Source organism: uncultured Bradyrhizobium sp. (assembly GCF_964252615.1).
Lineage (GTDB): Bacteria > Pseudomonadota > Alphaproteobacteria > Rhizobiales > Xanthobacteraceae > Bradyrhizobium.
The window spans coordinates 1-25081 of the sequence record NZ_CAXUNQ010000062.1 but is presented as its reverse complement, the minus strand read 5'-3'; the positions used below and the strand labels follow the sequence as shown (position 1 = coordinate 25081).

The window sequence follows — 25081 nt, the reverse complement described above, 5'->3', positions numbered from 1 at the left end:
GAGCGCGATATCGCAACACGCCGCTACCCACACTGCGTCAACCGCGGGCTTGACCCGCATCGCTCTTGGCAAAAGGCTTTCGCGAAACAGGATGGATTGCCGGGTCGAGCCCGGCAATGTCAGCCTTCCGTTTCCCGGGCGCGATGCGGCGCGGAGCTCTGGCGAGGCGCGGCGTTGCCGGGACGACACCCGGTAACAAAAAGCCCGGGCGCGAGCCCGGGCGTTCCGTTATTGCAAACCCGCGATCAGGCGGCGGGCGTGAACAGTTTCGACGCGCTGGCCTTGATCGGCTCGGCGGTTTCGGTGGCGATCTTTTTGGTCAGTTCGGCGAGTTCCTTAGCCTGGGCGGCCAGGGTTTCGAACTGCTTGCGGGTATAGCCGGTCCAGAGTTCGCCGGCCTGCGGCAACGACTTCACGCCGAGCATTTCCTGCACGAAATCGAAGGTCGCGGTGGTGTTGGCCTGCATGAACTCGAGCAGCTTGGCGGAGTATTCGCTGGCGCCCCTGCCGGCGGAGCCGAACACCGCCTCGATGGTGCCATTGTGGCTCTCGGCGACGTCCTTGAATTTCGCGTAGCTGTCGCGGGCCTGCGACAATCCCTTCTCGGCGAAGGCGCGGATCTGCTCGGGTGCCTGGAACGGGATGACGGAAGCGGAGAAGGGATCGGTCGAACTCGACATGCTGGAATCCTTGTTGCATGGGGATAAATCAGTGCGACCCCTGCAAACGGCAACAGCCTTCCAAGGAGGGCTGGATCGTCAGATAGGATCACGGAAAGCCCACTTTGGGGCTCTCACACTTAACGCCATTAACATGGCAATTTTGTGCATTGCAACGCGATTTAAGCTGCAATGCCGCATAGCAGCCCCGCCGCAACGCACGTTGCAGCCGATAAGACCGTTTAAATCAACCTGAACGCTTCCCGCTCAGGGTTTCGGCTTGGCCGCTTCCATTGCCGCCCGGCCGACGATCTGGCCCATTTCGCTCGCCTGCTCGGCGAGCGCGCGCATCTGGGTCTGTACATATTCGCTGTGCAGCCGCATCACGTCGGCCAGATCCTTGGCGTGCAGCAGTTGCTGGGCATAGTCCAGCGAGGCCGCCACATTTTTTTCGGCGTAGGAAATCGCCTTGGTGCTGATGTCCTTGGCCCCGGCACGAACCATAGCGCCTTGTCCCTCGATCTTGGCCGCGGTCTCCTGCGCGCTGGAGAGGAAACCCTCGAACGCCTTGCGGGCCTGATCGAAGTTGGCCTCGGCCATCGATCGCATGTCCTTCGGAATTTCAAAACGGTCGCGTTCATGCTCGCTCATGATCCACTCCTGGTTGCGTTCGCAGGGCGCCGCCGGTCCAATTCCCCGTCCGCCCACATCAAGCACCGGCCAATGAAGCCGCAGGCGCGCCACAATGTCGACGTCTGCAAGCCAGTTTTCGCTGTCGTGACCATCGATTTTGTTTGCGACAGCAACGCCGCAGCGGTGCCGGGAGTTCAACGCCGGCGCGCAAATTAAGGTTATCGCGGCTTAACGGGTCTTCGCATCGGCTGCACCGTGGACCTGATGGGGCAAGGGGCGATACTAACGATCCGTTAAGCCTGTCATTCTTTGGCCGTTGAGTTCTGACGGCATGCCGATGCCAGCCAATCAGTCATGCAGTGCCGATGGACAATGTGGAATTCAAGTTGCGGGGTGTGAGCGATCCAAGGCTGGCGGTGCATGCCGCGAGCCAACTGCCGGTGCTGTTGTGGTCGGCGGATGGCACGCGGATTCTGTGGGCCAATCCGGTCGGCGCCAGACTGTTCGGCGCGGCCAGTGCCGCCGCACTCGCCGCCAGGACCTTCGGCCCCGCCGATGTCCATCGGCGTCAAGTAGCGCACCTCGCCGGACGGCTGCTGCCGAGCGGTGCCGCGCGGCTCGAGCGGCTGCGCGGCTTCGGCGCATCGCTCGGCACGCTGGCGACCTGCGCCTGCGCGCGGCTGGATTTTCCCGACGGCGGCGCCGGCATTCTGGTGGTCGCGATGCTCTCGCCGGGGGAGCTGCGGCGGATCGATGCCGTGCCACCGAACGCGTCCGTTGGGCCGCCACAGCGCCCCGTTGCGGATCGCTCCTGCGCCGCCGTCGCGGAGCCGGCTGCCGAAGCCGTCGAGGCCGCCGGCCATTTCAGGGCCGAGCCGTTGCCCGAATCAGCGGAGCATGCGGAGATCGCGCCGACGCCTCAGCCGGACCTTGCGGCGATGGACCAGCCGACGCCTGACGATGAAGAGCCTGCGGCCACCGGCGAAGCGCCGTCCGAGTTTGCCCTGATCGATGCGGTCGAGCCGGCGCCTGAACCGGCGGCGGACCACCTTGCCGCAGCGGAGACACCGCCGCCCGTGGGCAGCCATGACGACGAACCGTCCGCCTTCATCGAGGCCGTTGCCGACGAGCCCTCCGCCGCGGGCGCGGTCGAAGCGCCCGCAAACCAGGCGCGGCCCGTCGTCGCCTCGCCGACGGAGCCGCCGCCGCGGCTGCAGACCATTGATCCGCGGCCCCCCGACGCGATCGCCGCGCCGTCATGGGTGGATGGCCCGCATCCGCGCCGGCATCCGCTGCGCTTTGTGTGGCAGATGGACGCCGAGGGCCGCTTTCTGCTCGGCTCCGATGAATTCACGCGCCTGATCGGCGCGCGCACCGCCTCCAGCTTCGGCCGGCACTGGGACGAGATTGCGGAGGTGTTCGGCCTCGATCCCGAAGGCCGCGTTGCCCATGCCGTCGCTACCCGCGACACCTGGAGCGGTATCGCGCTGAACTGGCCGGTCGACGGCGGCGAGCATCTGCGCGTGGAATTATCGGGACTGCCGATGTTCGGCCGCGCGCGCAATTTTGTCGGCTACCGGGGCTTCGGCGTCTGCCGCGACGTCGATGGCCTGGAGCGGCTGGACGCGCTGCGCCGTACCGAGTTCTTCAGCGATCCGCCGGCGCCGCTGCCGCTTTCCGCCGACGCCGTGCAGGCGGATCCTGCTGCAGAAGCCCCCGCCGCCGACAGCTCCGCGCCGTCTGAACCGCCAGGCGGCGTTGCCGAATTGCCCGCCTCGATTGCACCAGAGACTTCACGCCAAACAGATTTGGAAAACCAAGTGGACAATCAATTGGAATCCCCGCGGAATGTCCTGCCGTTTCGGCAGATGAACGAACCGAAATCGCCGGCGCTGACGCCGGTCGAAAACAATGCGTTCGACGAACTGGCGCGGCAATTGACGGCGCGGCTCGAGAACGAGAGTCCGGAAAAACCCTTCTCCGATCCGCTCGAAGCGGTTGTCGAGCAGCCGCGTGTGCCCGAACGCTCCGAACCGGCCGGCGAGCATCCCGACTGGCTGTCGCGCCCCGAACCGGCGCCGCGCGGCGAGACCGCGCGTGACAGGATATTGCTCGATCTGCTTCCCACCGGCGTGCTGATCTACCGGCTCGACCGCCTGCTCTACGCCAACCCGGCCTTTCTGGCGTCCGTCGGATACGGCAGCCTCGCGGCGCTGGAAGAGGCCGGCGGCCTTGACGCGTTGCTGGTCGAGCCCGGCGTTTCCAGCGCCAGCAGCACGTCGGACACCGGCACTTCCGTCACCATTTCCGCCACCCAGGCATCCGCCGGGCACGCGCCGCCGTCGGCGACCGGCGCCCGCCTTTTCACGATTTCATGGGACGGCGAAGCCGCGCACGCCCTGATCTGCGGCAGCACGCGCGTCGAGCCCGAAGCCGCTGCGGCGCCCGCGCCGTCCGCGGTCGGCCACGCCAACGCCGAAGAACTCGGTGCCATTCTCGATACCACCGCCGATGGCATCGTGATGTTCGACGGCGAAGGCAACCTCAATTCATGCAACCGCAGCGCCGAGGCGCTGTTCGGCTATGACGGCGACGATCTGGTACGGCGCAATCTGGCCGAGCTGTTCGCGCCGGAAAGCCGGCGCGTCGTCAAGGACTATCTCGAAAGCATCAGGAACGACGGGCTGGCGAGCCTGCTCGATCACGGCCGCGAGGTGCTCGGCCGGGTGCGCGAGGGCGGCCTGATTGCACTGTCGATGACCATGGGACGGACGCAGCCGCACAGCCCGAATTTCTTCGCGGTGTTCCGCGACCTGTCGCAGACCAAACGGAGCGAGGCCGAACTGCTGCAGGCGCGTCGGGCGGCCGACCGCTCGGTCAATGCCAAGGCCGACGTGCTGGCGTGGATCAGCCACGAAGTGCGCACGCCGCTCAATGCCATTATCGGCTTTTCCGAAGTGATGATCGACGAGCGCTTCGGTGCGCTCGGCAATGAGCGCTATGTCGAATACATGAAGGATATCCGCGCCTCCGGCGAGCGCGTCATCGCCATCATCAACGACCTCAACGATCTGTCACGAATCGAAACCGGCAAGCTCGACCTTGCCTTCGTCAACCAGAACCTCAACGATCTAATCGAGCAGTGCGTCGCGGCGATGCAGCCGCAGGCCAATCGCGAACGCATCATCATCCGCACCTCGCTCGCGCATACGCTGCCGCCGGTGGTCGCCGACGCCGGCGCGCTGCGTCAGATCGCGCTCAATCTGATCGGCAATTCGATCCATTTCGCCAAGGCCGGCGGCCAGGTCATCGTCTCCACCGCGCTGTCGGATTTCGGCGAGGTGGTGCTGCGGGTCCGCGATACCGGCTTCGGACTCCACGACGAAGTCGCCGCCGCCATCGAGCCGTTCCGGACCCAAGCGCCGGCGGACCAGAGCTCCGGCTCGGGCGTCAGCCTGTCGCTGACCAAGGCGCTGGTGGAGGCCAACCGCGCCCAGTTCCAGATCAAGACGGGCGGGCATTCCGGCACGCTGATCGAGGTGACGTTCGGACCGACGATGGCGCGGGCGTGATGCGCCGCGCATTGTAAGGCGGGCAGAGCCGACGGCCGCACAAACGCGCGCCGAGAGCGAGCCCACCATTACCGGTTCGACGTTGAAATTTCAGTCGGATGGCGGCCACGACGCTTCGTCCTGCCTACCCTACGAATGCTCACGCGTTCTTCAGCGCCACCCTGAAATCGGCTTCGGTCTTCGACTTCACCTCGTCCAGCGTGACGCCCTCGGCGAGCTCGATCAATGCCATGCCGTCCTTGCCGTGCTTGTCGATGGTGAATACCGCCAAATCAGTGACCACCATGTCCACCACCTTCTCGCCGGTCAGCGGCAGGTTGCATTTCTTCAAGAGTTTCGGGCCGTCCTTGGCGGAATGCTCCATCACGACCACGACGCGCTTGACGCCCGCCACCAGGTCCATCGCGCCGCCCATGCCCTTGACCATCTTGCCCGGAATCATCCAGTTGGCGAGATCGCCGTTCTGCGCCACCTGCATCGCGCCCAGGATCGACAGATCGATATGGCCGCCGCGTACCATGCCGAAGGAATCGGCGCTGGAGAAATAACTGGTGGTAGGCAACTCGCTGACGGTCTGCTTGCCGGCATTAATGAGGTCGGCGTCCTCCTCGCCCTCGTAGGGAAACGGCCCCATGCCGAGCATGCCGTTCTCGCTCTGCAGCTGGACGTCCATCCCGTGCGGAATATAGTTCGACACCAGCGTCGGAATCCCGATGCCGAGATTGACGTAATATCCGTCGCGCAATTCCTTTGCCGCGCGCGCGGCCATCTGATCGCGGGTCCAGGCCATCAGACTTCCTCCCCTGTCGCCGCCGCGGCCGCCGTCTTGTCGGCGCGCGGGCGGGTGTTGCGGAATTCAATACGCTTGTTGCCGGTGCCGACCTCGATGATGCGCTTGACGAAAATGCCGGCGGTATGGATGTGGTCCGGATCGATCTCGCCGGCCGGCACCAGATGTTCGACTTCGGCGACGGTCACTTTCGCCGCGGTCGCCATCATCGGATTGAAATTCCTGGCGGTCTTGCGGTACACGAGGTTGCCGGCGGTGTCGCCTTTCCAGGCGTGCACGATGGCCAGATCGGCGAACAGCCCGCGTTCCATCAGGTACTTCTCGCCGTCGAATTCCTTCACTTCCTTGCCCTCGGCGATCAAGGTGCCGACGCCGGTCTTGGTGTAGAAGGCCGGAATGCCGGCGCCGCCGGCGCGGATGCGCTCGGCCAGCGTGCCCTGCGGATTGAATTCCAGCTCAAGGTCGCCGGCCAGATACTGCTGCGCGAACAGCTTGTTCTCCCCGACATAGGACGAGATCATCTTCTTGATCTGCCGCGTTTCCAAAAGCCGGCTCAATCCGATGCCGTCGACACCGGCATTGTTGGAGATCACGGTCAGATTCTTGACGCCGGAATCCCGGATCGCATCCGACAGGGTCTCGGCGATGCCGCACAGGCCGAAACCGCCGGACATGATCATCATGCCGTCCTTGAGAATGCCGTCGAGTGCCGATTTGGCGTCGGGGTAGACCTTGTTCATGGCGAATGCGACCTGATGAAGGGAAAAGACTATTAGGCGAAATCTTTGCAGCGCGTCAATGACGGCTATTTGCCGCCCCGAGGCTTCAAACACAGCCTTGAAAGCGTCAAGAAAACCCATCAAGTTGCGGAGGCTGGCGGGCGGGGATGTCCTGCCCGACTTTTCAACCTGAACTCGACTTCAAACCAAATCCGGATATGTCATTGACGATGGCCCAAGGACTGAAACGCCTGGGGATGCCGATTGCGGCGCTGCTTGGAGCGGCGCTGCTGGGCCTGGTCGCGATGTCCTGGTTTCTCAACCGGGACGCCTTGCGTGCCGCGGTGGAAGCGCAGATCCGCGCCGTCACCGGACTGGAGTTGGTCGTTAACGGCAGTATCGACGTTTCGGTATTTCCCGGCAGCTATGTGTCATTTCACAACGTCGGACTGAAAGGTGGCGGTGCCGGCGAGCCTGCGCTGTCGGTCGATGTCCTGACCGCGAATTTGCGGCTGCTGCCGCTGTTGCTGCGCCGTTTCGAAATCGCCGATGTGATGATGCTGCGCCCGCATATCCGCGTCGTTCGCGCGGCTGACGGCGGGAGCAACTGGACGCCGTTCATCGATACGCTGACGCGCACCATGAAGCCCGGCGCCGACAACCAGCTGTCGTTTTCCGAGATTCGAATTCAGGACGGCGTGCTCAGCTATGACGACGCCGCCAACCACGCGTCGGAAACCGTGGGCGATATCGACTTGTCGCTGGCATGGCCGTCGATCTCGCGCTCCTTTGCGGCGACCGGGCAGTTCGATTGGCGCGGCGAGCGCGTCGACGGCAGCATCAGCGTCAGCGACTTCATCGCCGCCCTGTCCGGCGAACGCTCCGGCCTGAAGGCGCGGATTTCGAGCCCGCCGCTGAAAGTCGCCTTCGACGGCGCGGCCGCCAACCGCACCAGCCTGCTGATGGAAGGCACGCTGACGGCCGACTCGACGTCGCTGCGCAACGCGTTGCGCTGGACCGGGCAGGGGTCGCCCGCCGGCACCGGCGGCTTCGGCCGCTTCGCCTTGAGGGCGCGCGCCAATATGGTGGGCCCATCGATCGCGCTGACCAATGTCAATATCGAACTCGACGGCAATGTTGCCGAAGGCGTGATGACCTACTCGAACAACGGCCGCCAGGCGCTGCAGGCAACGCTCGCGGCCGGCGTGCTCGACTTTACTCCTTACGTTTCGACCGTGCGCCTGCTCGCCGGCGCCCAGCGTGACTGGAACCGGCAGTTGTTCGATTTCAATGCGCTGACCAGCACCGATCTCGATATGAGGCTGTCGGCGGCAAAAGTCACGGTTGGAAAATCGACGCTAGGCCGCACCGCGCTCGGCGCCAATCTGCGCGGCGGTACGCTGGCGCTCAGCATTGGCGAGGCGCAGATGTATGGCGGCATCGCCAAGGGTTCGTTGAATATCGCGCGTTCCGACGCGGTCGCCGACATCAGGGCGCAATTTCAGTTCATCGACGTCGACCTGCTGTCATGCGCCAGCGAGTTGTTCGGCCTTACCAAGCTCTCGGGGCGCGGCAATCTCAATGTGGCGCTGGAGGCCACCGGCAGCAGTCCGTTCGGCCTGGCGCAATCGCTCGGCGGCACCGCTTTGCTTGCCGGCCATGACGGGTCGATTTCGGGTTTCAATGTCGAGCAGTTGCTGAAACGGCTGGAGCGGCGGCCGCTGTCCGGCGGTGGCAATTTCCGTTCTGGTTCGACCCCGTACGATACCATGACCATCGCGGTGAAATTCAGCGACGGCACCGCCACCGCCGAAGACGTACGCATCGAAGGCCCGGCGGCGCGGATCACGCTGACCGGCACCGCCTCGGTTCCGGCGCGCGAATACGACCTCAAAGGCGTCGCCAGCCTGACTTCGGTGGCGAACGCGCAGCCCGGTTTCGACCTGCCGTTTGTGGTGCAGGGGCCGTGGGACGATCCCTTGATCTTTCCAGATCCGGAAAGCTTGATCCGACGCTCGCCAGGTGCCGCGCCATTGCTCGACGCCGTCAAGGACCGCAAGACCCGCGATGCGGTACGCTCGGTGATCGAACGCTTCACCGGACAGAAGGTCGCGCCGGAAGCGCCGGCTCCCGCAAGCGCGCCCGCAGCCGAGGCGCCGAAGGGGAATTAGCACTCCGCGTCGCCCCCCGCGAAGAGGGACCCATAGCCACCGATGCCGGCGGTTGCGAAAAATGTCTGCCGGCGTGCTTAACGAGGATTTCGCATGCATAGACGACGTGTTGGCGGTGTATCGCTCTACAACGGCGCCGCGCTCTCGCCGCGCGCGCTCGACAGTTTCGATGCGAACGATGCTGCGACGATGACCGCCGCGATTCCGCCGATGATCAGCGTGCAGATCGCGTTGATCTCCGGCTTCACGCCGAGCCGCACTTCCGAATAGATCCGGATCGGCAGCGTCGTCGAGCCCGGGCCGGTGGTAAAGCTTGCGATCACCAAGTCATCCAGCGACAGCGCGAACGCCAGCATCCAGCCCGCGGCGATTGCGGGCAGGATCAGCGGCAGCGTCACCGCGACAAACGCTGCGGCGGGATCGCAGCCAAGGTCCATCGCGGCTTCCTCCAGGCTGCGGTCGAGCGTGCTCAGGCGTGACTGCACCACCGTGGCGACGAAGCACATGGTCAGCGTGGTGTGGGCAATGGTGACGGTCCAGAACCCGCGTTCGGCATCGATGGCGACGAACAGCAGCAGCAGCGACAGCCCGGTGATGACTTCCGGCATCACCAGCGGCGCATAGAGCATGCCGGAAAACAGCGTGCGGCCGCGAAGACCTTCGCCGCGCGACAGCGCGACCGCCGCCAGCGTGCCCAGCAGGGTCGCCGCGCTGGCCGACACGGCGCCTACGCGCAGGCTCATCCAGGCCGCATCCAGCATCGCGCGGTCGTTGAAGAATTCGCTGTACCAGCGCGTCGACCAGCCGCCCCAAACCGTCACCAGCCGGGAGGCATTGAACGAATAGATCACCAGGATCACGATCGGCAGGTATAGAAACGCCAGCCCCAGCACCAGCGACGTCATGTTGAACGCCGAGAGCTTCTTGAGCGAACTTGCCATCAGCGTGGCTCGAACTGGCGGCGCTGCAGCCGGTCATAGATCAACAGCGGCGCCAGCAGCAGGATAAGCAGCACCACCGCGGCGGCGGACGCCATCGGCCAGTCCTTGTTGGTGAAAAATTCCAGCCACAGCGTCTGGCCGATCATCATGCTGTCGGAACCGGCCAGCAGATCGGGAATCACGAATTCGCCGACGATCGGGATGAAGCAGAGCAGTACGCCGGCGCCGATGCCCGGCAGCGACAGTGGAAACGTCACCAGCCAGAACGCCTGGGCTCGCGACGAACCGAGATCGCTGGCTGCCTCCAGCAGCCCCGGATCCATCTTCGCCAGCGTTGCATAGAGCGGCAGGATCATGAACGGCAGATATGAGTAGACGATGCCGAGATACATCGCGCTGTCGGTGGACAGCCACACCACCGGCGCGGACACGATATGCAACGCCAGCAGGGTTGTGTTGAGTAGTCCGTCGTGCTGCAGGATATTGATCCAGGCGTAGATGCGGATCAGGAAGGAGGTCCAGAACGGCACGATCACCAGCATCATCGCCACGCCCTGCCAGCGTTGGGGCAGCCGCGCCATGCCGTAGGCGATGGGATAACCGATCAGCAGCACAATCGCGGTCGAGATCAGCGCGACAACGATGCTGCGCAGATAAGACAGCACATAGAGATTGTCCGAAATCAACAGCCTGAAATTATCCAGCGCCAGCGCCGCGAAGGCGGCCTTGATCGCCGCCCAACCCGCGGTCAGATCGAATAGCGGCTGATAAGGCGGCTGCGCGATCACGGTCTGCGACAGGCTGATCTTGAGGACGAAACCGAACGGCACCAGGAAGAACAGCACCAACCACAGATAAGGCGCGATTGCCGCGAAGCGGGCGGGGCGCGCAAAAATGCGGCGGGCGCTCATTGCTCCAGCACCACGCAATCGTCGGGCGCGAACCATGCCGTCACGCGCTGGCTCGCATTGTAGGCGTCCATGTCGAGCCGCGCGGTGTTGGCCATCGAGGCACGAAGCGTCGCGCCGGTATCGAGCTTGACCTTGTAGGTGGTGAGGCCGCCGAGATAGTTGACCTCGGTGACCACGCCTTCGAGCCGGTTGATCGGAGTCGAACTGGCATCGGAGACGGGTCCGCGGCGCGACAATTTTACTTTCTCGGGGCGGATTGCCACGCAGATCGTGGCCTTGCTGAGCGGCTGCCGTGGCTCTGCGGCGACGATTGTGCCGGCATCGCGGGTCGATATGGTCAGGCGATGCGCCTCGCGCGATTCGACCTGCCCCTCCAGCATGTTGATGTCGCCGACGAACTCGGCGATCCAGCGCGAATTCGGCGCTTCGTAAAGTTGCCGCGGCGTCGCCACCTGCTCGAGGCGGCCGCAATCCATCACGCCGATGCGGTCGGCTACGGTCATCGCCTCTTCCTGGTCGTGGGTGACGATGATGAAGGTCATGCCGAGGCGGCGCTGCAGTTCCATCAATTCGGTTTGCGTGCCTTCTCGCAGTTTTTTGTCAAGTGCTGCCAGCGGTTCATCGAGCAGCAATACCTGCGGCCGCCGTGCCAGTGACCGCGCCAGCGCGACGCGCTGCTTCTGGCCGCCGGAAATCTGGTCGGGTTTTCGATTTTCCAGTCCTTCGAGCTTGACCAGTGCGACCATCTCCGCGACGCGGGTGTCGATCTCCGGCCGCGGCATGTTCGCGCGCTTCAGTCCGAACGCGATGTTGTCGCGCACCGACAGATGCGGAAACAACGCATAGTTCTGGAACATCATGTTGACCGGCCGCCGATGCGGCAGCACCTGGGCGATATCGGCGCCGTTCAGCAGGATTCTTCCGGCATCGGGCGACTCGAACCCGGCTAGCATCCGCAGCAGCGTGGTCTTGCCGCAGCCGGATGGGCCGAGCAGCGCGAAAAATTCGCCGGCCCTGATGTCGAGCGATAATTTGTCGACTGCGGTAAAGCCGCCAAAACGCTTTACCACGCCCTCGATGCGCAGCATCGGCATGTCCAAGGCAGCAGCGGGCGGCTCGGTTTTCGCCGGATCCTTCGCAGGCGAAGCGTTGAGGGTTGTGTCTTCGGTCATGATTCCAGCCGGCCCGGTATCGGCGCACGCTAGCGAGGGATCGGCTTCGGCTCAACCACGGCGCGGGCCGGACCGTCACAATATGTGGATGCTCGTGCTTTTGCTCCATATTTCGGCATGATACGTTGCCGATCAGCCAACGAAGATTGGTTCGGGTTAGCGGGATGGAAATCATGACTGGGCGTTTCAAGCTGGCGGGGTGTTTCTGGATGTCTTTCATCGCCGGCACCTGCGGCGCCAGCGCGCAAAGCCAGGCGATCGGCGCGCCGCCCGAAGCATCCAACATGAAGCTGGTCGGAACCAGCGATCTGCAGGCACGCAGCGCCTACCAGCCCACGATCCATCATCAGGGCGAGCGCTGGATCGCCTATATTGGACATCACGGCGGCACTGACGAGATTGCGGCCCCGGTCAATCCGCAAACCGGGAAAGCCGAGCCCAACGGCACCTCCATCGTCGATGTCACCGACCCGACGCAGCCGAAATATCTGCGCCATATCCCGGGGCAGGACGGCAAATACGAGGCCGGGGGCGCGCAGATGGTGCGCATCTGCGACGGCAACGCGCTGCCCAAAGGCGACCGCTCGGCGGTTTACATGTTGCGAACTTTTGGCGGCGAGGCCCATGAAATCTGGAACGTGGCCGATCCGGCTAATCCCGTTCTGATCACGCGGCTCGGCGGCCTCAAGGACACCCACAAGAACTGGTGGGAATGCGACACCGGTATTGCGTTCCTGGTGTCCGGCGCACCGGACTGGCGCACGCGCCGCATGGCCCAGGTCTATGACCTCAGTGATCCGGCTAACCCCAAGAAGATCCGCGACTTCGGCCTGCCGGGGCAGGAACCCGGCGCCACCGGGGCGGTGCCGACCGAGTTGCATGGACCGATTTCGACCGGCGCGCAGGGCAACCGCGTCTATTTCGGATACGGCACCAACAAGGGCGGTTTTCTGCAAATCGTTGACCGCGACAAGCTCCTCAACGGACCCAAGGAGCCGACGCCGGACAATCTGCGCTTTCCCGAAATCTCCCGGCTGGCGATGTCTGCATTTAACGGCGCCCATACGACGTTTCCAATGCAGCAGATGCCGATCGCGGAGTTTGCGAAGGACAAGGACGGCAAGACGCGCGATATCGTGATGATCGTCGATGAGGCGATCCTGAACGAATGCAGCGAGCCGCGGCAGATGGTGTGGTTTGCCGACGTCACGGTCGAGAACCGGCCGATGATGATTTCGAGCTATACGGTGCCGGAAGCGAGCGGCGCGTTCTGTGAACGCGGCGGGCGGTTCGGCGCGCATTCGTCCAACGAAAGCATGGCGCCGGTCTTTTACAAGAAAATGGCGTTCATCGCCTTCTTCAATGCCGGCGTCCGCGCGCTCGACATCCGCGATCCGTATCATCCGGCGGAAGTCGGTTACTTCATTCCCTCGATCACGGCGGCGACCGACAAGCGCTGCGTCACCGTCGACGGCCGGGAGCGATGCAAGGTTGCGATCCAGACCAACAATGTCGAGACCGACGAACGCGGCTATATCTATATCGTCGACCGCGCCAATACCGGGTTGCATATTCTGGAACTGAGCGGTGCGGCGCGCGCTGTCGCGGGCTTGCAATGAGCGACCATTACCACACGCAACCCGTCAGCTTCGAGGTTCGCCGTAAGGAACGGCGAGCACCTCCGGATGAGGGGTCGCTCGTGGGGCCAACGCCAGGCCGGATGCGTAAAGGCCTGCTGATCGGATTAGTCGCCGTAATTGCCACGCTGTCCGGCGCCGCCGCCTGGGTCGGCGCAGGACCCGCCGTTGCCGGGTGGCGCGAGATCGCCTGGCCGTTTCCACGCGACGGCTGGCCCGCGGGGCGGGCATTTCGTTGCGAGTCTGCATTATGCGGCCAGCCGATCGAGTTATATGTGCGGCCGAAGATCGGCTTCTGCAATTGCGATGTCGGCGTCGCCGATGACGACGAGGTTGATCGCGTCGCCGATCTCGACCTGATCAGCCCTCAATTCGCCGCTGACGATGCGGGCCGGGCGGTTCAACTCGCGAACGTGTCCGGCCGCATGCGAAGCTACAGCCTGCAGATGCCGGACGGCACGCGGCAGGCGGCACTCGGCATCGCGTTATCGCGGCGCTGCGATCTCGTGGTCGCCGCCGCACGCGGATCCCCGGGCTCACGCCTGCAACACGCAGTGCTGGATTTTCTCGGCAAGGATGACGTATGGCGATGGATGACGGCCGCGCTGGACAGCCGCTGAAAAGCTCACCGTCATGCCCGCGCACGTCCTGCATCTACGTCTTTTGATCAACACCAGATTGAGATAAGACGTAGATGACCGGGACGAAGCCCGGCCATGACGATGATATTCCCATGTCCCTGCAACTCTACCTCGCCTTTGTCGCCGCCTGCATCGCGCTGGCGCTGCTGCCAGGGCCGGTGGTCACACTGATCATCGCCAACGGCCTGCGCCACGGCGCCCGTGCGGCGCTGATCAACATCGCCGGCGCGCAAGCGGGACTTGCGATCGTGATCGGCATCGTCGCGGTCGGTCTGACGTCGCTGATGGCGACCATGGGCTACTGGTTCGACTGGGTGCGCTTTGCCGGCGCCGCCTATCTGGCGTGGCTCGGCTTCAAATTGATCCGGTTCCCGGTCGAGGGCGTCAATGCCGAAGCGCCGCCGCCGCCGCGCGGCGGGTTTTTTCTGCAAGGTCTTCTGGTGCTTCTGTCCAATCCAAAGGTGCTGGTGTTCTTCGGCGCGTTCATTCCACAGTTCATGGACATGAGCAAAGACCATGCCTCGCAGGTGGCCCTGCTCGGCGTCACCTTCATGGTCATTGCCGGAATGACCGACGCGATCTACGCGCTCGCGGCAGGTCGCGTTCGGCATTTCTTTTCTGCGCGGCGCACGCGGTTCGTGTCGCGCGTCTCCGGCGGCTTCATGATCGGCGGCGGTATCTGGCTGGCGCTGACAAGGGCGCGGTAACTCTCCCTCTCCGCAAACGGGGGAAGTGAAGCAAGCGGGGCTACAGGTGCGACGCCCGCGGCGTGATCAACGTCGCCTCGACTTCGCGAAAAATCCGCGCCAACCGATCCGCCCATTGCCGTTGCCCGTTCTGGTCCGCGATCAGGTCCTGGCGAATTTCGATGCCGGAATTCATCAACCCGCGCGCCTCGCCATGGACCGGAATGGTGTAATCGGTTTCGTCGTTGACCGCGTAGGGCTCGTTGTCGCCGACCACCAGATCGCCTTCGCCACGCAATAGCTGCAGCAGCAGCGGCGGCAGACTTGTGTCGCGATGATAGAGCGTGCCGATGTGCCAAGGGCGTGCTACCCCGGCATACACCGGCGTAAAACTGTGCAACGCCACCAGCACGGTGGGCAGGCCGTCGCGCCGGCGCCGGTCGATGACTTCCGCGATGCGGCGATGATAAGGCTCGAAAATCGCGCCACGTCGCGCTTCGGCGGCCGCGTGCGTCAGGTCTTCATTGCCGGGCACCGCCGTCGCTTCGCTGAGAATCGGGATCGAACTCGCAACGCCGGGCGGACGATTGCAGTCGATCACCAGCCGCGAATAGCGCTGCGCGATCAGATGCGCGCCGAGATGATGTGAGAGCCGCTCGGCAACGCCGGCAATTCCGATATCCCATGCGATGTGCCGCTGCAGATCGCTTGCGGATACCCCGAGATCGCCCAGCGCCGGCGGAATCAGCCGGCCGTAATGATCGCAGGTCAATAAAAATGGCGACTGGCCCGCCGGATTTTCTTCCCTGACCGGCGGAACCTCTGCGGCTCCCAAGAGTAATGGTGTGTCTCCCGCGCTGTTCAAAGCCATTTCTCTACTCGTTGCCTAACGAAGCAGCATACCGATCTAGGATTGAGCAGGGATCGGTATAGATTAGATCGTATAAAGTCACGATGATTGCTTCGACGATGCCGCTACTGACGATCCATCACAAGACCGAATATCGCTATACGCACCCGGTGGCGTTCGGCGAACACCGCATCATGCTGCGCCCGCGCGATGGCCACGATCTGCGCGTGCTCGACGGCAAGCTTGAGATCGATCCCGAGCCGATGTCGCTGCGCTGGATCCACGATGTGTTCGGCAACAGCGTGGCGATCGCGACTTTCGACGAACGTTCCGACACCCTGTCGTTCTCCAGCACGGCGACCATCGAGCATAATCCGGCCGATGCATTCGCGCTGACCCCCGACGACCCGGCATATTTCTATCCGTTTCTCTACGACAACGAAGAGATTCTGGACCTGCGGGAATTCATCGCTCCGCAATACGGCGATCCGAACGGCCAACTGTCGGCATGGGCGCGGAATTTTCTCGACCCGGAGGGACCGACGCCGACGTTCAATATCCTGAGCGGCATGACCCACGGCATCCGCAAGGCGTTCACCTATCGCAAGCGCCATGAACACGGCACCCAGCATCCGCTCGACACCTTGCAGACCAAATCCGGCACCTGCCGCGATTATGCGCTGTTCATGATCGAAGCGCTGCGGCGGCTTGGCATCGCCGCGCGTTTTGTGTCGGGATATCTGTTCGTGCATGGCGACCGTGCCCACGGCTATGTCGGCGGCGGCTCGACCCATGCCTGGGTGCAGGTCTATTTGCCGAGCGCGGGATGGATCGAGTTCGATCCCACCAACGGCATCGTCGGCAGCCGCGATCTGATTCGCGTCGCGGTGGCGCGGGATCCGCGTCAGGCGATTCCGCTGCACGGCACCTATCTAGGCTCCGCCGATGCCTTTGTCGGCATGGACGTCAGTATCAACGTGGTTTCAGCGGGTGAAGGGGCGAGAGTGTAACATGGAGATCAGGGTAGGATTCGAGTTGAGCTACTACGCCATTAATCCGACGCCGATGGTGACCATGCTCAACATTCACCCGTCACGCTTTTCCGACATCGTCGGCACTGAAAGCGTCGTGGCCGAGCCGAACGTGGCCGGCGCCCGTGTGCCGATCGGCTTCTATCGCGACAGCTTCGGCAATGTCTGCGGCCGCCTGACCGCGCCCGCGGGCGGCGTGACCTTCCGCGGCAGCACGCTGGTGCGCGATTCCGGCCTTCCCGACGTCGTCAATCCGGCTGCACAGCAGGTTCCGGTCGATCAACTGCCGGATGAGTTGCTGCTGTATCTGATGCCGAGCCGCTACTGCGAGACCGACAAGCTTACCGACGTCGCGTGGTCGCTGTTCGGCAACACCGAGCCGGGCTGGGCGCGGGTCGTCGCAATCACCGATTTCGTGCATCATCACGTCACCTTCGGTTATCAGCACGCCCATCACATGAAATCGGCCCATGACGTCTACGAGCAGGGCGCCGGCGTCTGCCGGGACTTCGCGCATCTTGCTTTGACGTTCTGCCGCTGCATGAACGTCCCGGCGCGCTATTGCACGGGCTATATGGGCGACATCGGCATCCCGCCCGACCCGGCGCCGATGGATTTTTCCGGCTGGTTTCAGGTCTATCTGTCCGGCCAGTGGTACACCTTTGACGCGCGTCACAATCATCCCCGGATCGGCCGTATCCTGATGGGCACCGGCCGCGACGCCGCCGACGTGGCGCTGACCACGAGCTTTGGCCGGATGGACCTGGTGAAATTTGTCGTCATCAGCGACGAGGTAGTGACGGCGTGAGGCTGCATCTTGCGGCGAAGCGCGTTGGTTGGAACCATCGGCGGTTCCAATACGACGCGGCCGGTTGAACGCTGACGCCGAATTCCGCTAAAATCGTCGATGATCCGTTTTCCGCGCGGACGGTTGTTGCTCCCATCGGAGACGGAATTGCCCGCTTTCGACGAAAAATCCGAAGCCGATCTCAAGGGGGATGCAAGGCTGGCCGACGATCCGGCCGTTACGCCGGGCCAGGTCTGGGCTTCGCTGCGGACTCTGGCGCGGCAGATTGCGGTCCTCGTTGCAGCCACCGCGCGCGGCGTTTCGAGCCGAGCAATGACTACGTTGAGGAACTGGCGCTCGGCGCTCGCCGCTGCGGCGGCCGGCGCAAGCAACCGATGGCCGAAGCTGGGAGCCAGACTGGCCTCTTCCGCTGCGAACATCCGGTGGCCCGACGTCGGTCTGACATCTCGTTTTGCTGCGATGCGCGGCGGTTCGAAATCGGACCGGTCCCGGCCGCGCTTTCGTCTCGGCACGGTCCGCGCCAGATATCTTGCCGCATCGATCGCCGTCGTTCTGTTTCTGTTGCTGGGACTGATCCTGTACAGCATTGCCACGCTGCCAATCGGCGGCGGCCTGCAGGCCGAGCCGACCCAGAGTGCGGTAACCATCGAGAGCGACAAGGGCGAGGCATTCGCTACGCGCGGCGTATTCAAGGGAGACAAACTGACCGCGCAGGACCTGCCGCCGCATCTGGTCCAGGCGATTATCGCGATCGAGGACCGGCGATTCTTCCAGCATTGGGGTGTGGATATCCGAGGAATCATACGCGCGGGCTGGCGCAATTCGCAGGCCGGCGGCACCCGGGAAGGCGGCAGTACGATCACGCAGCAACTTGCCCGGCTGATGTTTCTGTCTCCCGAACGGACCTTTCGCCGGAAAACCCAGGAGGCGTTGCTTGCGATCTGGCTGGAGAGCCAACTGACCAAGGAGGAGATCCTCTTGCGTTATTTGAATACGGCTTATTTTGGCGCCGGCGCCTATGGCGTCGATGCTGCCGCCAGGCGATATTTCGGCACGAAGGCGAGCGGACTCACACTGGCGGAGTCCGCGATGCTTGCCGGCCTCGTGCGCGCCCCATCACAACTGGCCCCGACCCGCAATTTCGGCGGCGCCAAGGAGCGGCAGGAAACCGTGCTGCAGACCATGGTGGACGTCAAAGCGATATCGGCCGCGGAGGCTGAAACCGCGCGTACGCAAAAGGTCAATTTGCGCACGCCGCCGGAGACCCCGCCAGGCACCAACTATTTCGTCGACATGGTGGCCGGCGATCTTCGCCGCATCCTGGGTTCGTCGTCCGGCGATCTGACGCTGCGCACCACGCTCAATCTGGAACTGCAGCGTTTGGCTGAAGGCGTGATCGAGCGCCGGCTGGAGCAGGAAGGTGCGAAGAAAAAAGTCTCGCAGGCAGCACTGGTGGCGCTCGGGAAAGACGGCGCCGTGCTGGCCCTGGTCGGCGGGCGGGACCACGAAACCAGCCAGTTTAATCGCGCCGTGCAGGCAAAACGTCAGCCCGGCTCGCTGTTCAAGCTGTTCGTCTATCTGACGGCGCTGCAGCGGGGATACACGCCGCAGTCCGTCGTGGTCGACCGGCCGACCCAGATCGGCGAATGGGAGCCGCAAAACTACAGCGGCGGTTTTCGCGGCAGCATGAGCTTGCGCAACGCGTTCGCGCATTCGGTCAACACCGTTGCGGTCCAGCTCGCTGACGAAGTCGGCATCCCCGCCGTCATCGACACCGCAAAGCGCATGGGCGTGCAGGCGCCGTTGCCGGCGGTGCCTAGCTTGGCGCTGGGATCGGCGGAAGTGAGCCTGATGGAAATGACGCGGGCGTTCGGTTCGGTCGCAGCGGGGGTGCAGTCGCTCGAGCCCTATTCGATCCGCTCGATCGCCGGGAGTTCGCAGCAGGCGCTCTACACCAAGCCCAATGCCGGCGCGGAAGTTTCGGGCCAGCTCGGCGCCAGCCGGGCGATGATGCTCGACCTGCTGCAGGCGGTGGTCAGCGATGGCACCGGAAAGGCGGCGCGGATTGCCAATGTCCCGGTCGCTGGCAAGACCGGCACCACGCAGGAATATCGCGACGCGTGGTTCATCGGGTTTACGCCCGACATTATCGTCGGCATATGGGCCGGAAACGACGATAATACTTCGACCAACAAGGTCACCGGCGGCGATCTTCCCGCCAGTATCTGGCACGATTTTGTTACGCGCGCGCTTGCCGTCATCTCAAAGCCGGCCGCGCAAGTGGCGAGGCGGAGTTCCGACGGCGGTCCGGTCGAGGGAGCGCCGGCATCGTCACCTGCAAATTCCGATGCCGCCGCGCGAGGGGTAGCGGATGTGATCGATACCGCGACGCTGGCGATCCGCGGCCGCCGGTTTCAACTGGAAGGAATCATCGGCGATGACAATCGACGCGCGTTGCGCGCGCTGGCGCAGTTCTTGAGAAGACGCGAGATTGTGTGCGTCGGCGCGCCGACCGCGGAGCGGTATCGCTGCAATGTGGATGGACAGAATTTGTCTGAAATCATTTTGAGCAATGGCGGCGCCCGCGCCACTCCCGATGCCCCCGCCGAATTGCTCGCTGCGGAAGATGAAGCGAGATCCGCGCGGATCGGAATCTGGCGAAACATGTAACATCGTCATGACCGGGACAAGCCCGGCCATGACGATGTACAAGGCCACATGCAAAATCATCTCTTCGTTTATGGTACCTTGATGCGCGGCTTCGATCACCCGATGGCAAAACTGCTGTCGAGCAGCGCCGATTTTGTCGGCGCAGCGCGCTGCCGGGGCCGGCTTTACATGGTGAAGCATTATCCCGGCCTCGTGCTGTCGGACGAGGCAAACGACGTGGTATTCGGTGAACTGGTTCGCCTGCGCGCGCCGCAAGTATCGCTCGCCACTTTCGACGACTATGAAGGCTGCGGGCCGGGCACGGCCTCGCCGCAATACCTGCGGCAGGTGCTCCCTGTGACGCTCGACGACGGGACGGTCAGCGAGGCATGGACCTATGTCTACAACCGGCCGGTGGCGAAACTGAAGCGGATCACGTCGGGGCGGTTCCTGGAGCCATAGAGCGCATCAGGCGCGCTTCGTCAGCTTGGCCTTCTCCTGCATGCGGGATCAGCCCCGCATTGATGATAACGGTCGCCTTAACTACCCGTCCTGTGTATATCCGGCATAAAGCCGCCAATCCTGATATTTCCTCCCGCCGTCCCTATATCGCTCATTGCTTGGCACCCACCGGCGACTCATACAGAATCTCGCATGCGCTTTACCCCCCAATTCCTCGATGAACTGCGCGCCCGGCTTCCGGTATCGGAAGTCGTGGGCCGGCGCGTCAAGTTGAAGAAGACCGGGCGGGAGTTCAAAGGCCTGTCGCCATTCCAGCAGGAAAAGTCTCCGTCGTTTACAGTCAACGACCAGAAGGGATTTTATCACGACTTCTCGAGCGGCAAGCACGGCGACATCATCAGTTTTCTGATGGAGACCGAGGGCGTCGGCTTCACCGAGGCAGTGGAGCGGCTGGCGTCGATGGCGGGACTGGCACTGCCGGCGGTTACCCCGGACGCCGCGCGGAACGAGCAGCGCCGCAAGACACTGTATGACGTGATGGAACTCGCTGCGAAATTCTTCGCCGCCATGCTGGCGTCGCGCGCGGGCGCCAAGGCGCGCGGCTATCTCGGCGACCGCGCGATTTCGCCTGCGGTCCAGTTGCAGTTTCGAATCGGCCATGCGCCAAACGAGCGTTTTGCGCTCAAGGAGCATCTCGGCAACGCCGGCATTCCCGTCGAGGACATGATCGAGGCGGGTTTGCTTTATCACGGTGATGACATCCCGGTACCATACGACCGCTTTCGCGACCGCGTGATGTTTCCGATCACCGACCTGCGCGGAAGGGTGATCGCGTTCGGCGGCCGTGCGCTGGAAAAGGATGTCGGCGCAAAGTATCTGAACTCGCCGGAAACACCGCTGTTTCACAAGGGCGACAACCTCTACAATCTGGCGCCCGCGCGGCTTGCGACGCATAACGGCGCGGCGCTGGTAGTGGTCGAAGGTTATGTCGACGTCATCGCCATGGTCGGCGTCGGCTTTACCGCGTCCGTCGCCCCGCTTGGCACAGCATTGACGGAAAATCAGCTCGCGCTGTTGTGGAAAATGGCCGACGAGCCGATCCTGTGTTTCGATGGTGACAAGGCCGGCCGGACGGCGGCGTGGCGCGCCGCGGATATGGCGCTGCCGCATCTCAAACCCGGCAAGAGTCTGCGCTTTGCGCTGTTGCCGGAAGGACAGGATCCGGACGATCTGGCGCGCTCCGGCGGACATAGCGCCATCGAGGAAGTGATATCGGCCGCGCGCGGGCTGGCCGACGTGATCTGGTCACGCGAGGTGGAAGGCGGCTCGTATGCGACCCCAGAGCGGCGCGCGGCGCTGGAAGCGCGGATCGGCGAGCTCACGAGTGGCATTCGCGATGAAGTGGTGCGGCGTTATTACCGCCAGGATCTGGCGGAGCGGCTGCAGCGGGCGTTTGCCCCTGAGGGCGCGCGCGGCAATTACGGCCGCGGCTTATATCGCGGCGGCGCGGGCAGCTTCGGCGGCGAATCAGGCCGACGATCGCAGCCGCGCGGCTCGTTCACGCCGGGAGCAGCGGGACGATTCGAGCCGCGCGGGCGCCAGCAAAGCGGCCAGACCATCAACCGCGGGCCTTACCAGGTCGCCAGCCCGCAGCTTGCCTTGAGCCCGATCATGCGCGGCCAGCGCAGCGCGATGTCGCGTCGCGAGGCGCTGATTCTGCAATCACTGATCAATCATCCCTGGCTGCTGCACGACCATCTCGAAGAGGTGGCGGCGCTGGAACTGGCGCATCCGGAGGCCCACAAATTACGCGCGGGGATCATCGCGGCCTATGCCAATTACGCTCACGCCGACGATCCCGTAACGGAAACCGCGCGGTTGCGCGCCACGCTCGAAAAATCGGGATATATCAAGCAAATTCAGATAGTTGAACGCGCGGTGACGACCAAGGACGTGTGGGCGGCGCAACCCGGCGCCGCAACCGGCGATGTTCTTTCCACTTGGCATCAGCTGGTTGCCTTGCATCACAAGGCACACGCCTTACTTAGAGAGAGGAAAGATGCGGAATTGGCTCTCAGCCAGGAGCCAACCGAGGCGAATTTTGCCTGGCTCAAGGATGTGAGCGTCCGGCTGGAATCCATGGACGGCACCGAGGCCCTGATTGAGGGTTTTGGCGAGCAGTCAGGCCGGTTCCAGCGCAGCATGTGAAAGAATCATGCGGACGGCGGCAGCCGACCCGCGAAAAGACTCGCCAAACCCATGGTTTGGCTGCAAAAACAGGGTTAATCGGAGCTTAATTCCCTTCGGGCTAAGTAGCGAAAACCGGCGAGACAGATTCGGGGTGGCGAACCTTTGCGCCGCCCTTTCCGCGTCGAGAAAGACACAAGATTCAAAGCGGGCGCGGCGACGTTTCCTGCATGAGCGCGTTTCAGGAGCAATGAATGGCCAGCAAGGCAAAGACGCTGCAGGTGAAGGACAAGGAAAAGGACGACAAGGCCACCGACGCCCCTGAAAAGGATTCCCCGGACGCGCCGTCGCCCTTGCTCGATCTGTCCGATGCCGCCGTCAAGAAGATGATCAAGCAGGCCAAGAAGCGCGGCTTTGTGACTTTCGATCAGCTCAACGAAGTGCTGCCGTCGGACACCACCTCGCCGGAGCAGATCGAAGACATCATGTCGATGCTCTCGGACATGGGCATCAACGTCTCCGAGGCCGAGGAAGCCGATAGCGAGGAAGAAACCAAGGAAGAGGCCGAAGACGAGACCGACAACGAACTGGTCGAGGTCACGCAAAAGGCCGTCACCGAAGTCAAGAAGTCGGAGCCCGGCGAGCGCACCGACGATCCCGTCCGCATGTATTTACGCGAGATGGGTACTGTAGAGCTGCTGTCGCGCGAGGGCGAAATCGCCATCGCCAAGCGCATCGAGGCCGGCCGCGAGGCGATGATCGCGGGGCTGTGCGAAAGCCCGCTGACGTTCCAGGCCATCATCATCTGGCGCGATGAGCTCAACGAAGGAAAGATCTTCCTTCGCGACATCATCGATCTGGAAGCGACTTACGCCGGCCCAGACGCCAAGAACAACATGAACCCGGCGATGCTGGCCGCACCGCTCGGCGCCGACGGCCAGCCGGCCGCGGCCGCCAATGGCAACGACGCCATGCCTGCCGCCAGTGGCGAAGCCAAGGTGTCCGCGCCCTCGCATATCGCGCCGCCGGCGGCGCCGCCATCGCCGACCCCGTTCCGTCCGGCGCCCGCCGCCGAGCCCGAGGTCGAAAAGGATCCGGCCGAATCCGCCGCCGAATCCGACATGGACGACGACGAATTCGAGAACCAGATGTCGCTCGCGGCCATCGAGGCCGAGCTGAAGCCGAAGGTGGTGGAAACCTTCGACAAGATCGCCGACAACTACAAGAAGCTGCGCCGCCTGCAGGAACAGGACATCGCCAACCAGCTGCAGAGCGAATCGCTGTCGCCTTCGCAAGAGCGCAAATACAAGAAGCTGAAGGATGAGATCATCGTCGAGGTGAAGTCGCTGCGGCTCAACCAGGCCCGCATCGATTCGCTGGTCGAGCAGCTCTATGACATCAATAAGAAGCTGGTGTCGTTCGAAGGCCGCCTGCTGCGGCTCGGCGACAGCCACGGCGTGGCGCGCGAGGACTTCTTGCGGAACTACCAGGGCTCCGAACTCGATCCGCGCTGGCTCAACCGCGTCTCCAAACTGTCGGCCAAGGGCTGGAAGAATTTCGTCCATCACGAAAAGGACCGCATCAAGGAGCTGCGCCACGAGATCCAGTCGCTCGCGGCGTTGACCGGCCTGGAGATCGGCGAATTCCGCAAGATCGTGCACGGCGTGCAGAAGGGCGAGCGCGAGGCACGCCAGGCCAAGAAGGAAATGGTCGAGGCCAACCTTCGCCTGGTGATCTCGATCGCCAAGAAATACACCAACCGCGGCCTGCAGTTCCTCGACCTGATCCAGGAAGGCAATATCGGGTTGATGAAGGCGGTGGACAAATTCGAATACCGCCGCGGCTACAAATTCTCCACCTATGCGACGTGGTGGATCCGGCAGGCGATCACGCGCTCGATCGCCGACCAGGCCCGCACCATCCGCATCCCCGTGCACATGATCGAGACGATCAACAAGATCGTGCGCACGAGCCGCCAGATGCTCAACGAGATCGGCCGCGAGCCGACGCCGGAAGAGCTGGCCGAAAAGCTCGGCATGCCGCTGGAGAAGGTGCGCAAGGTCCTCAAGATCGCCAAGGAGCCGCTGTCGCTGGAAACGCCTGTCGGCGACGAGGAAGACTCCCATCTCGGCGACTTCATCGAGGACAAGAACGCGATCCTCCCGATCGACGCCGCGATCCAGAGCAATTTGCGCGAAACCACCACGCGCGTGCTGGCCTCGCTCACCCCGCGCGAGGAACGCGTGCTGCGCATGCGCTTCGGCATCGGCATGAACACCGACCACACCTTGGAAGAAGTCGGCCAGCAGTTCTCGGTCACCCGCGAACGCATCCGCCAGATCGAGGCCAAGGCGCTGAGGAAGCTGAAGCATCCGTCGCGGTCGCGGAAGCTGCGGAGCTTTCTGGATAACTAGTCTAGGCGGAAGCATTCGCGCCGCGGACGCAGCGCAGGTGGGGACCCCGCTTTCGCGCAGGCATGCACATATCTCTGGGTCATTGCCGGGCTTGACCCGGCAATCCACGTCTTTGCTCCACATCAAGAAAGAAAGACGTGGATGCCCG

Annotated in this window: 19 protein-coding genes; 11 read left to right on the top strand and 8 right to left on the bottom strand. The window is 63.5% G+C overall.

All coding sequences use genetic code 11. From position 1 onward, the window contains the following. Positions 1-245: 245 nt before the first annotated feature. Both ACFE72_RS21685 and ACFE72_RS21680 read right to left on the bottom strand, forming a co-directional pair. Positions 246-680 carry a phasin gene (locus ACFE72_RS21685; protein ID WP_375415183.1) on the bottom strand — a complete coding sequence of 145 codons (435 nt, stop codon included), beginning with the start codon at positions 678-680 and terminating at the stop codon, positions 246-248. Between the two features lie 246 nt (positions 681-926). After that, the gene (locus ACFE72_RS21680; RefSeq protein WP_375415182.1) at positions 927-1310 is read right to left on the bottom strand and encodes a phasin; all 384 of its coding nucleotides are present in this window, start codon (positions 1308-1310) and stop codon (positions 927-929) included. A 347-nt stretch (positions 1311-1657) separates the two neighbouring features. Between ACFE72_RS21680 and ACFE72_RS21675 the strand changes: the two genes are divergently transcribed. Beyond that, the gene (locus tag ACFE72_RS21675) at positions 1658-4864 is read left to right on the top strand and encodes a PAS domain S-box protein (protein WP_375415181.1); all 3207 of its coding nucleotides are present in this window, start codon (positions 1658-1660) and stop codon (positions 4862-4864) included. A 139-nt stretch (positions 4865-5003) separates the two neighbouring features. Here ACFE72_RS21675 and ACFE72_RS21670 read toward each other — a convergent pair whose 3' ends face one another. Together ACFE72_RS21670 and ACFE72_RS21665 are read right to left on the bottom strand one after the other, a co-directional pair. Next, positions 5004-5654 carry a 3-oxoacid CoA-transferase subunit B gene (locus ACFE72_RS21670; RefSeq protein WP_375415180.1) on the bottom strand — a complete coding sequence of 217 codons (651 nt, stop codon included), beginning with the start codon at positions 5652-5654 and terminating at the stop codon, positions 5004-5006. Further along, positions 5654-6394 (bottom strand): CoA transferase subunit A, encoded by a 741-nt coding sequence (locus ACFE72_RS21665; protein ID WP_375415179.1) that lies wholly within the window; start codon positions 6392-6394, stop codon positions 5654-5656. The genes ACFE72_RS21670 and ACFE72_RS21665 overlap by 1 nt, the downstream gene beginning before the upstream one ends. Positions 6395-6603: 209 nt before the next feature. Between ACFE72_RS21665 and ACFE72_RS21660 the strand changes: the two genes are divergently transcribed. After that, positions 6604-8544: an AsmA family protein gene (locus ACFE72_RS21660; RefSeq protein ID WP_375415186.1), complete on the top strand. Its 1941-nt coding sequence runs from the start codon at positions 6604-6606 to the stop codon at positions 8542-8544. Between the two features lie 125 nt (positions 8545-8669). Here ACFE72_RS21660 and ACFE72_RS21655 read toward each other — a convergent pair whose 3' ends face one another. From ACFE72_RS21655 to ACFE72_RS21645, 3 genes are read right to left on the bottom strand one after another with little or no spacing between them, the layout of a single operon-like run. Further along, positions 8670-9485, bottom strand: a complete 816-nt coding sequence (locus tag ACFE72_RS21655) for an ABC transporter permease (protein ID WP_375415178.1) — start codon at positions 9483-9485, stop codon at positions 8670-8672. Further along, complete coding sequence (locus ACFE72_RS21650; protein WP_375415177.1) at positions 9485-10396, bottom strand: ABC transporter permease; 912 nt, start codon at positions 10394-10396, stop codon at positions 9485-9487. Before ACFE72_RS21650 ends, ACFE72_RS21655 begins: the two co-directional genes overlap by 1 nt. Continuing rightward, the gene (locus ACFE72_RS21645) at positions 10393-11568 is read right to left on the bottom strand and encodes an ABC transporter ATP-binding protein (protein ID WP_375415176.1); all 1176 of its coding nucleotides are present in this window, start codon (positions 11566-11568) and stop codon (positions 10393-10395) included. Before ACFE72_RS21645 ends, ACFE72_RS21650 begins: the two co-directional genes overlap by 4 nt. Positions 11569-11777: 209 nt before the next feature. Here ACFE72_RS21645 and ACFE72_RS21640 point away from each other — a divergent pair, with 209 nt between their 5' ends. The 3 genes from ACFE72_RS21640 (at position 11778) to ACFE72_RS21630 (ending at position 14553) form a co-directional block, all read left to right on the top strand. After that, entirely contained in the window at positions 11778-13187 is a 1410-nt protein-coding gene (locus tag ACFE72_RS21640) for an LVIVD repeat-containing protein (protein WP_375415185.1), read from the top strand. 80 nt (positions 13188-13267) lie between these two features. After that, complete coding sequence (locus ACFE72_RS21635; protein ID WP_375415175.1) at positions 13268-13825, top strand: hypothetical protein; 558 nt, start codon at positions 13268-13270, stop codon at positions 13823-13825. Positions 13826-13938: 113 nt separating this feature from the next. Next, on the top strand, positions 13939-14553 hold the full coding sequence (locus ACFE72_RS21630) for a LysE family translocator (protein WP_375415174.1): 615 nt from the start codon (positions 13939-13941) through the stop codon (positions 14551-14553). A 40-nt stretch (positions 14554-14593) separates the two neighbouring features. Here the strand turns inward: ACFE72_RS21630 and ACFE72_RS21625 are convergent, their stop codons facing one another. Further along, on the bottom strand, positions 14594-15403 hold the full coding sequence (locus ACFE72_RS21625) for an N-formylglutamate amidohydrolase (protein ID WP_375415173.1): 810 nt from the start codon (positions 15401-15403) through the stop codon (positions 14594-14596). 98 nt (positions 15404-15501) lie between these two features. Here ACFE72_RS21625 and ACFE72_RS21620 point away from each other — a divergent pair, with 98 nt between their 5' ends. The 6 genes from ACFE72_RS21620 (at position 15502) to rpoD (ending at position 24933) form a co-directional block, all read left to right on the top strand. Further along, positions 15502-16392, top strand: a complete 891-nt coding sequence (locus tag ACFE72_RS21620; protein WP_375415184.1) for a transglutaminase N-terminal domain-containing protein — start codon at positions 15502-15504, stop codon at positions 16390-16392. Position 16393: 1 nt separating this feature from the next. After that, positions 16394-17221 (top strand): transglutaminase family protein, encoded by an 828-nt coding sequence (locus ACFE72_RS21615; RefSeq protein ID WP_375415172.1) that lies wholly within the window; start codon positions 16394-16396, stop codon positions 17219-17221. A 147-nt stretch (positions 17222-17368) separates the two neighbouring features. Then, entirely contained in the window at positions 17369-19891 is a 2523-nt protein-coding gene (locus tag ACFE72_RS21610; RefSeq protein ID WP_375415171.1) for a PBP1A family penicillin-binding protein, read from the top strand. A gap of 48 nt (positions 19892-19939) precedes the next feature. Beyond that, complete coding sequence (locus ACFE72_RS21605) at positions 19940-20332, top strand: gamma-glutamylcyclotransferase (RefSeq protein WP_375415170.1); 393 nt, start codon at positions 19940-19942, stop codon at positions 20330-20332. Between the two features lie 192 nt (positions 20333-20524). Continuing rightward, positions 20525-22540 (top strand): DNA primase, encoded by a 2016-nt coding sequence (gene dnaG / locus ACFE72_RS21600; RefSeq protein WP_375415169.1) that lies wholly within the window; start codon positions 20525-20527, stop codon positions 22538-22540. 233 nt (positions 22541-22773) lie between these two features. Then, positions 22774-24933: an RNA polymerase sigma factor RpoD gene (rpoD, locus tag ACFE72_RS21595; protein ID WP_375415168.1), complete on the top strand. Its 2160-nt coding sequence runs from the start codon at positions 22774-22776 to the stop codon at positions 24931-24933. Positions 24934-25081 lie beyond the last annotated feature (148 nt).

What these genes read in the sequence shown, in the direction of transcription:
- ACFE72_RS21685 (WP_375415183.1), bottom strand. Translation starts at nt 680, where the DNA reads ATGTCGAGTTCGACCGATCCCTTCTCCGCTTCCGTCATCCCGTTCCAG.
- ACFE72_RS21680 (WP_375415182.1), bottom strand. Translation starts at nt 1,310, where the DNA reads ATGAGCGAGCATGAACGCGACCGTTTTGAAATTCCGAAGGACATGCGA.
- ACFE72_RS21675 (WP_375415181.1), top strand. Translation starts at nt 1,658, where the DNA reads ATGGACAATGTGGAATTCAAGTTGCGGGGTGTGAGCGATCCAAGGCTG.
- ACFE72_RS21670 (WP_375415180.1), bottom strand. Translation starts at nt 5,654, where the DNA reads ATGGCCTGGACCCGCGATCAGATGGCCGCGCGCGCGGCAAAGGAATTG.
- ACFE72_RS21665 (WP_375415179.1), bottom strand. Translation starts at nt 6,394, where the DNA reads ATGAACAAGGTCTACCCCGACGCCAAATCGGCACTCGACGGCATTCTC.
- ACFE72_RS21660 (WP_375415186.1), top strand. Translation starts at nt 6,604, where the DNA reads ATGGCCCAAGGACTGAAACGCCTGGGGATGCCGATTGCGGCGCTGCTT.
- ACFE72_RS21655 (WP_375415178.1), bottom strand. Translation starts at nt 9,485, where the DNA reads ATGGCAAGTTCGCTCAAGAAGCTCTCGGCGTTCAACATGACGTCGCTG.
- ACFE72_RS21650 (WP_375415177.1), bottom strand. Translation starts at nt 10,396, where the DNA reads ATGAGCGCCCGCCGCATTTTTGCGCGCCCCGCCCGCTTCGCGGCAATC.
- ACFE72_RS21645 (WP_375415176.1), bottom strand. Translation starts at nt 11,568, where the DNA reads ATGACCGAAGACACAACCCTCAACGCTTCGCCTGCGAAGGATCCGGCG.
- ACFE72_RS21640 (WP_375415185.1), top strand. Translation starts at nt 11,778, where the DNA reads ATGTCTTTCATCGCCGGCACCTGCGGCGCCAGCGCGCAAAGCCAGGCG.
- ACFE72_RS21630 (WP_375415174.1), top strand. Translation starts at nt 13,939, where the DNA reads ATGTCCCTGCAACTCTACCTCGCCTTTGTCGCCGCCTGCATCGCGCTG.
- ACFE72_RS21625 (WP_375415173.1), bottom strand. Translation starts at nt 15,403, where the DNA reads ATGGCTTTGAACAGCGCGGGAGACACACCATTACTCTTGGGAGCCGCA.
- ACFE72_RS21620 (WP_375415184.1), top strand. Translation starts at nt 15,502, where the DNA reads ATGCCGCTACTGACGATCCATCACAAGACCGAATATCGCTATACGCAC.
- ACFE72_RS21615 (WP_375415172.1), top strand. Translation starts at nt 16,394, where the DNA reads ATGGAGATCAGGGTAGGATTCGAGTTGAGCTACTACGCCATTAATCCG.
- ACFE72_RS21605 (WP_375415170.1), top strand. Translation starts at nt 19,940, where the DNA reads ATGCAAAATCATCTCTTCGTTTATGGTACCTTGATGCGCGGCTTCGAT.
- dnaG (WP_375415169.1), top strand. Translation starts at nt 20,525, where the DNA reads ATGCGCTTTACCCCCCAATTCCTCGATGAACTGCGCGCCCGGCTTCCG.
- rpoD (WP_375415168.1), top strand. Translation starts at nt 22,774, where the DNA reads ATGGCCAGCAAGGCAAAGACGCTGCAGGTGAAGGACAAGGAAAAGGAC.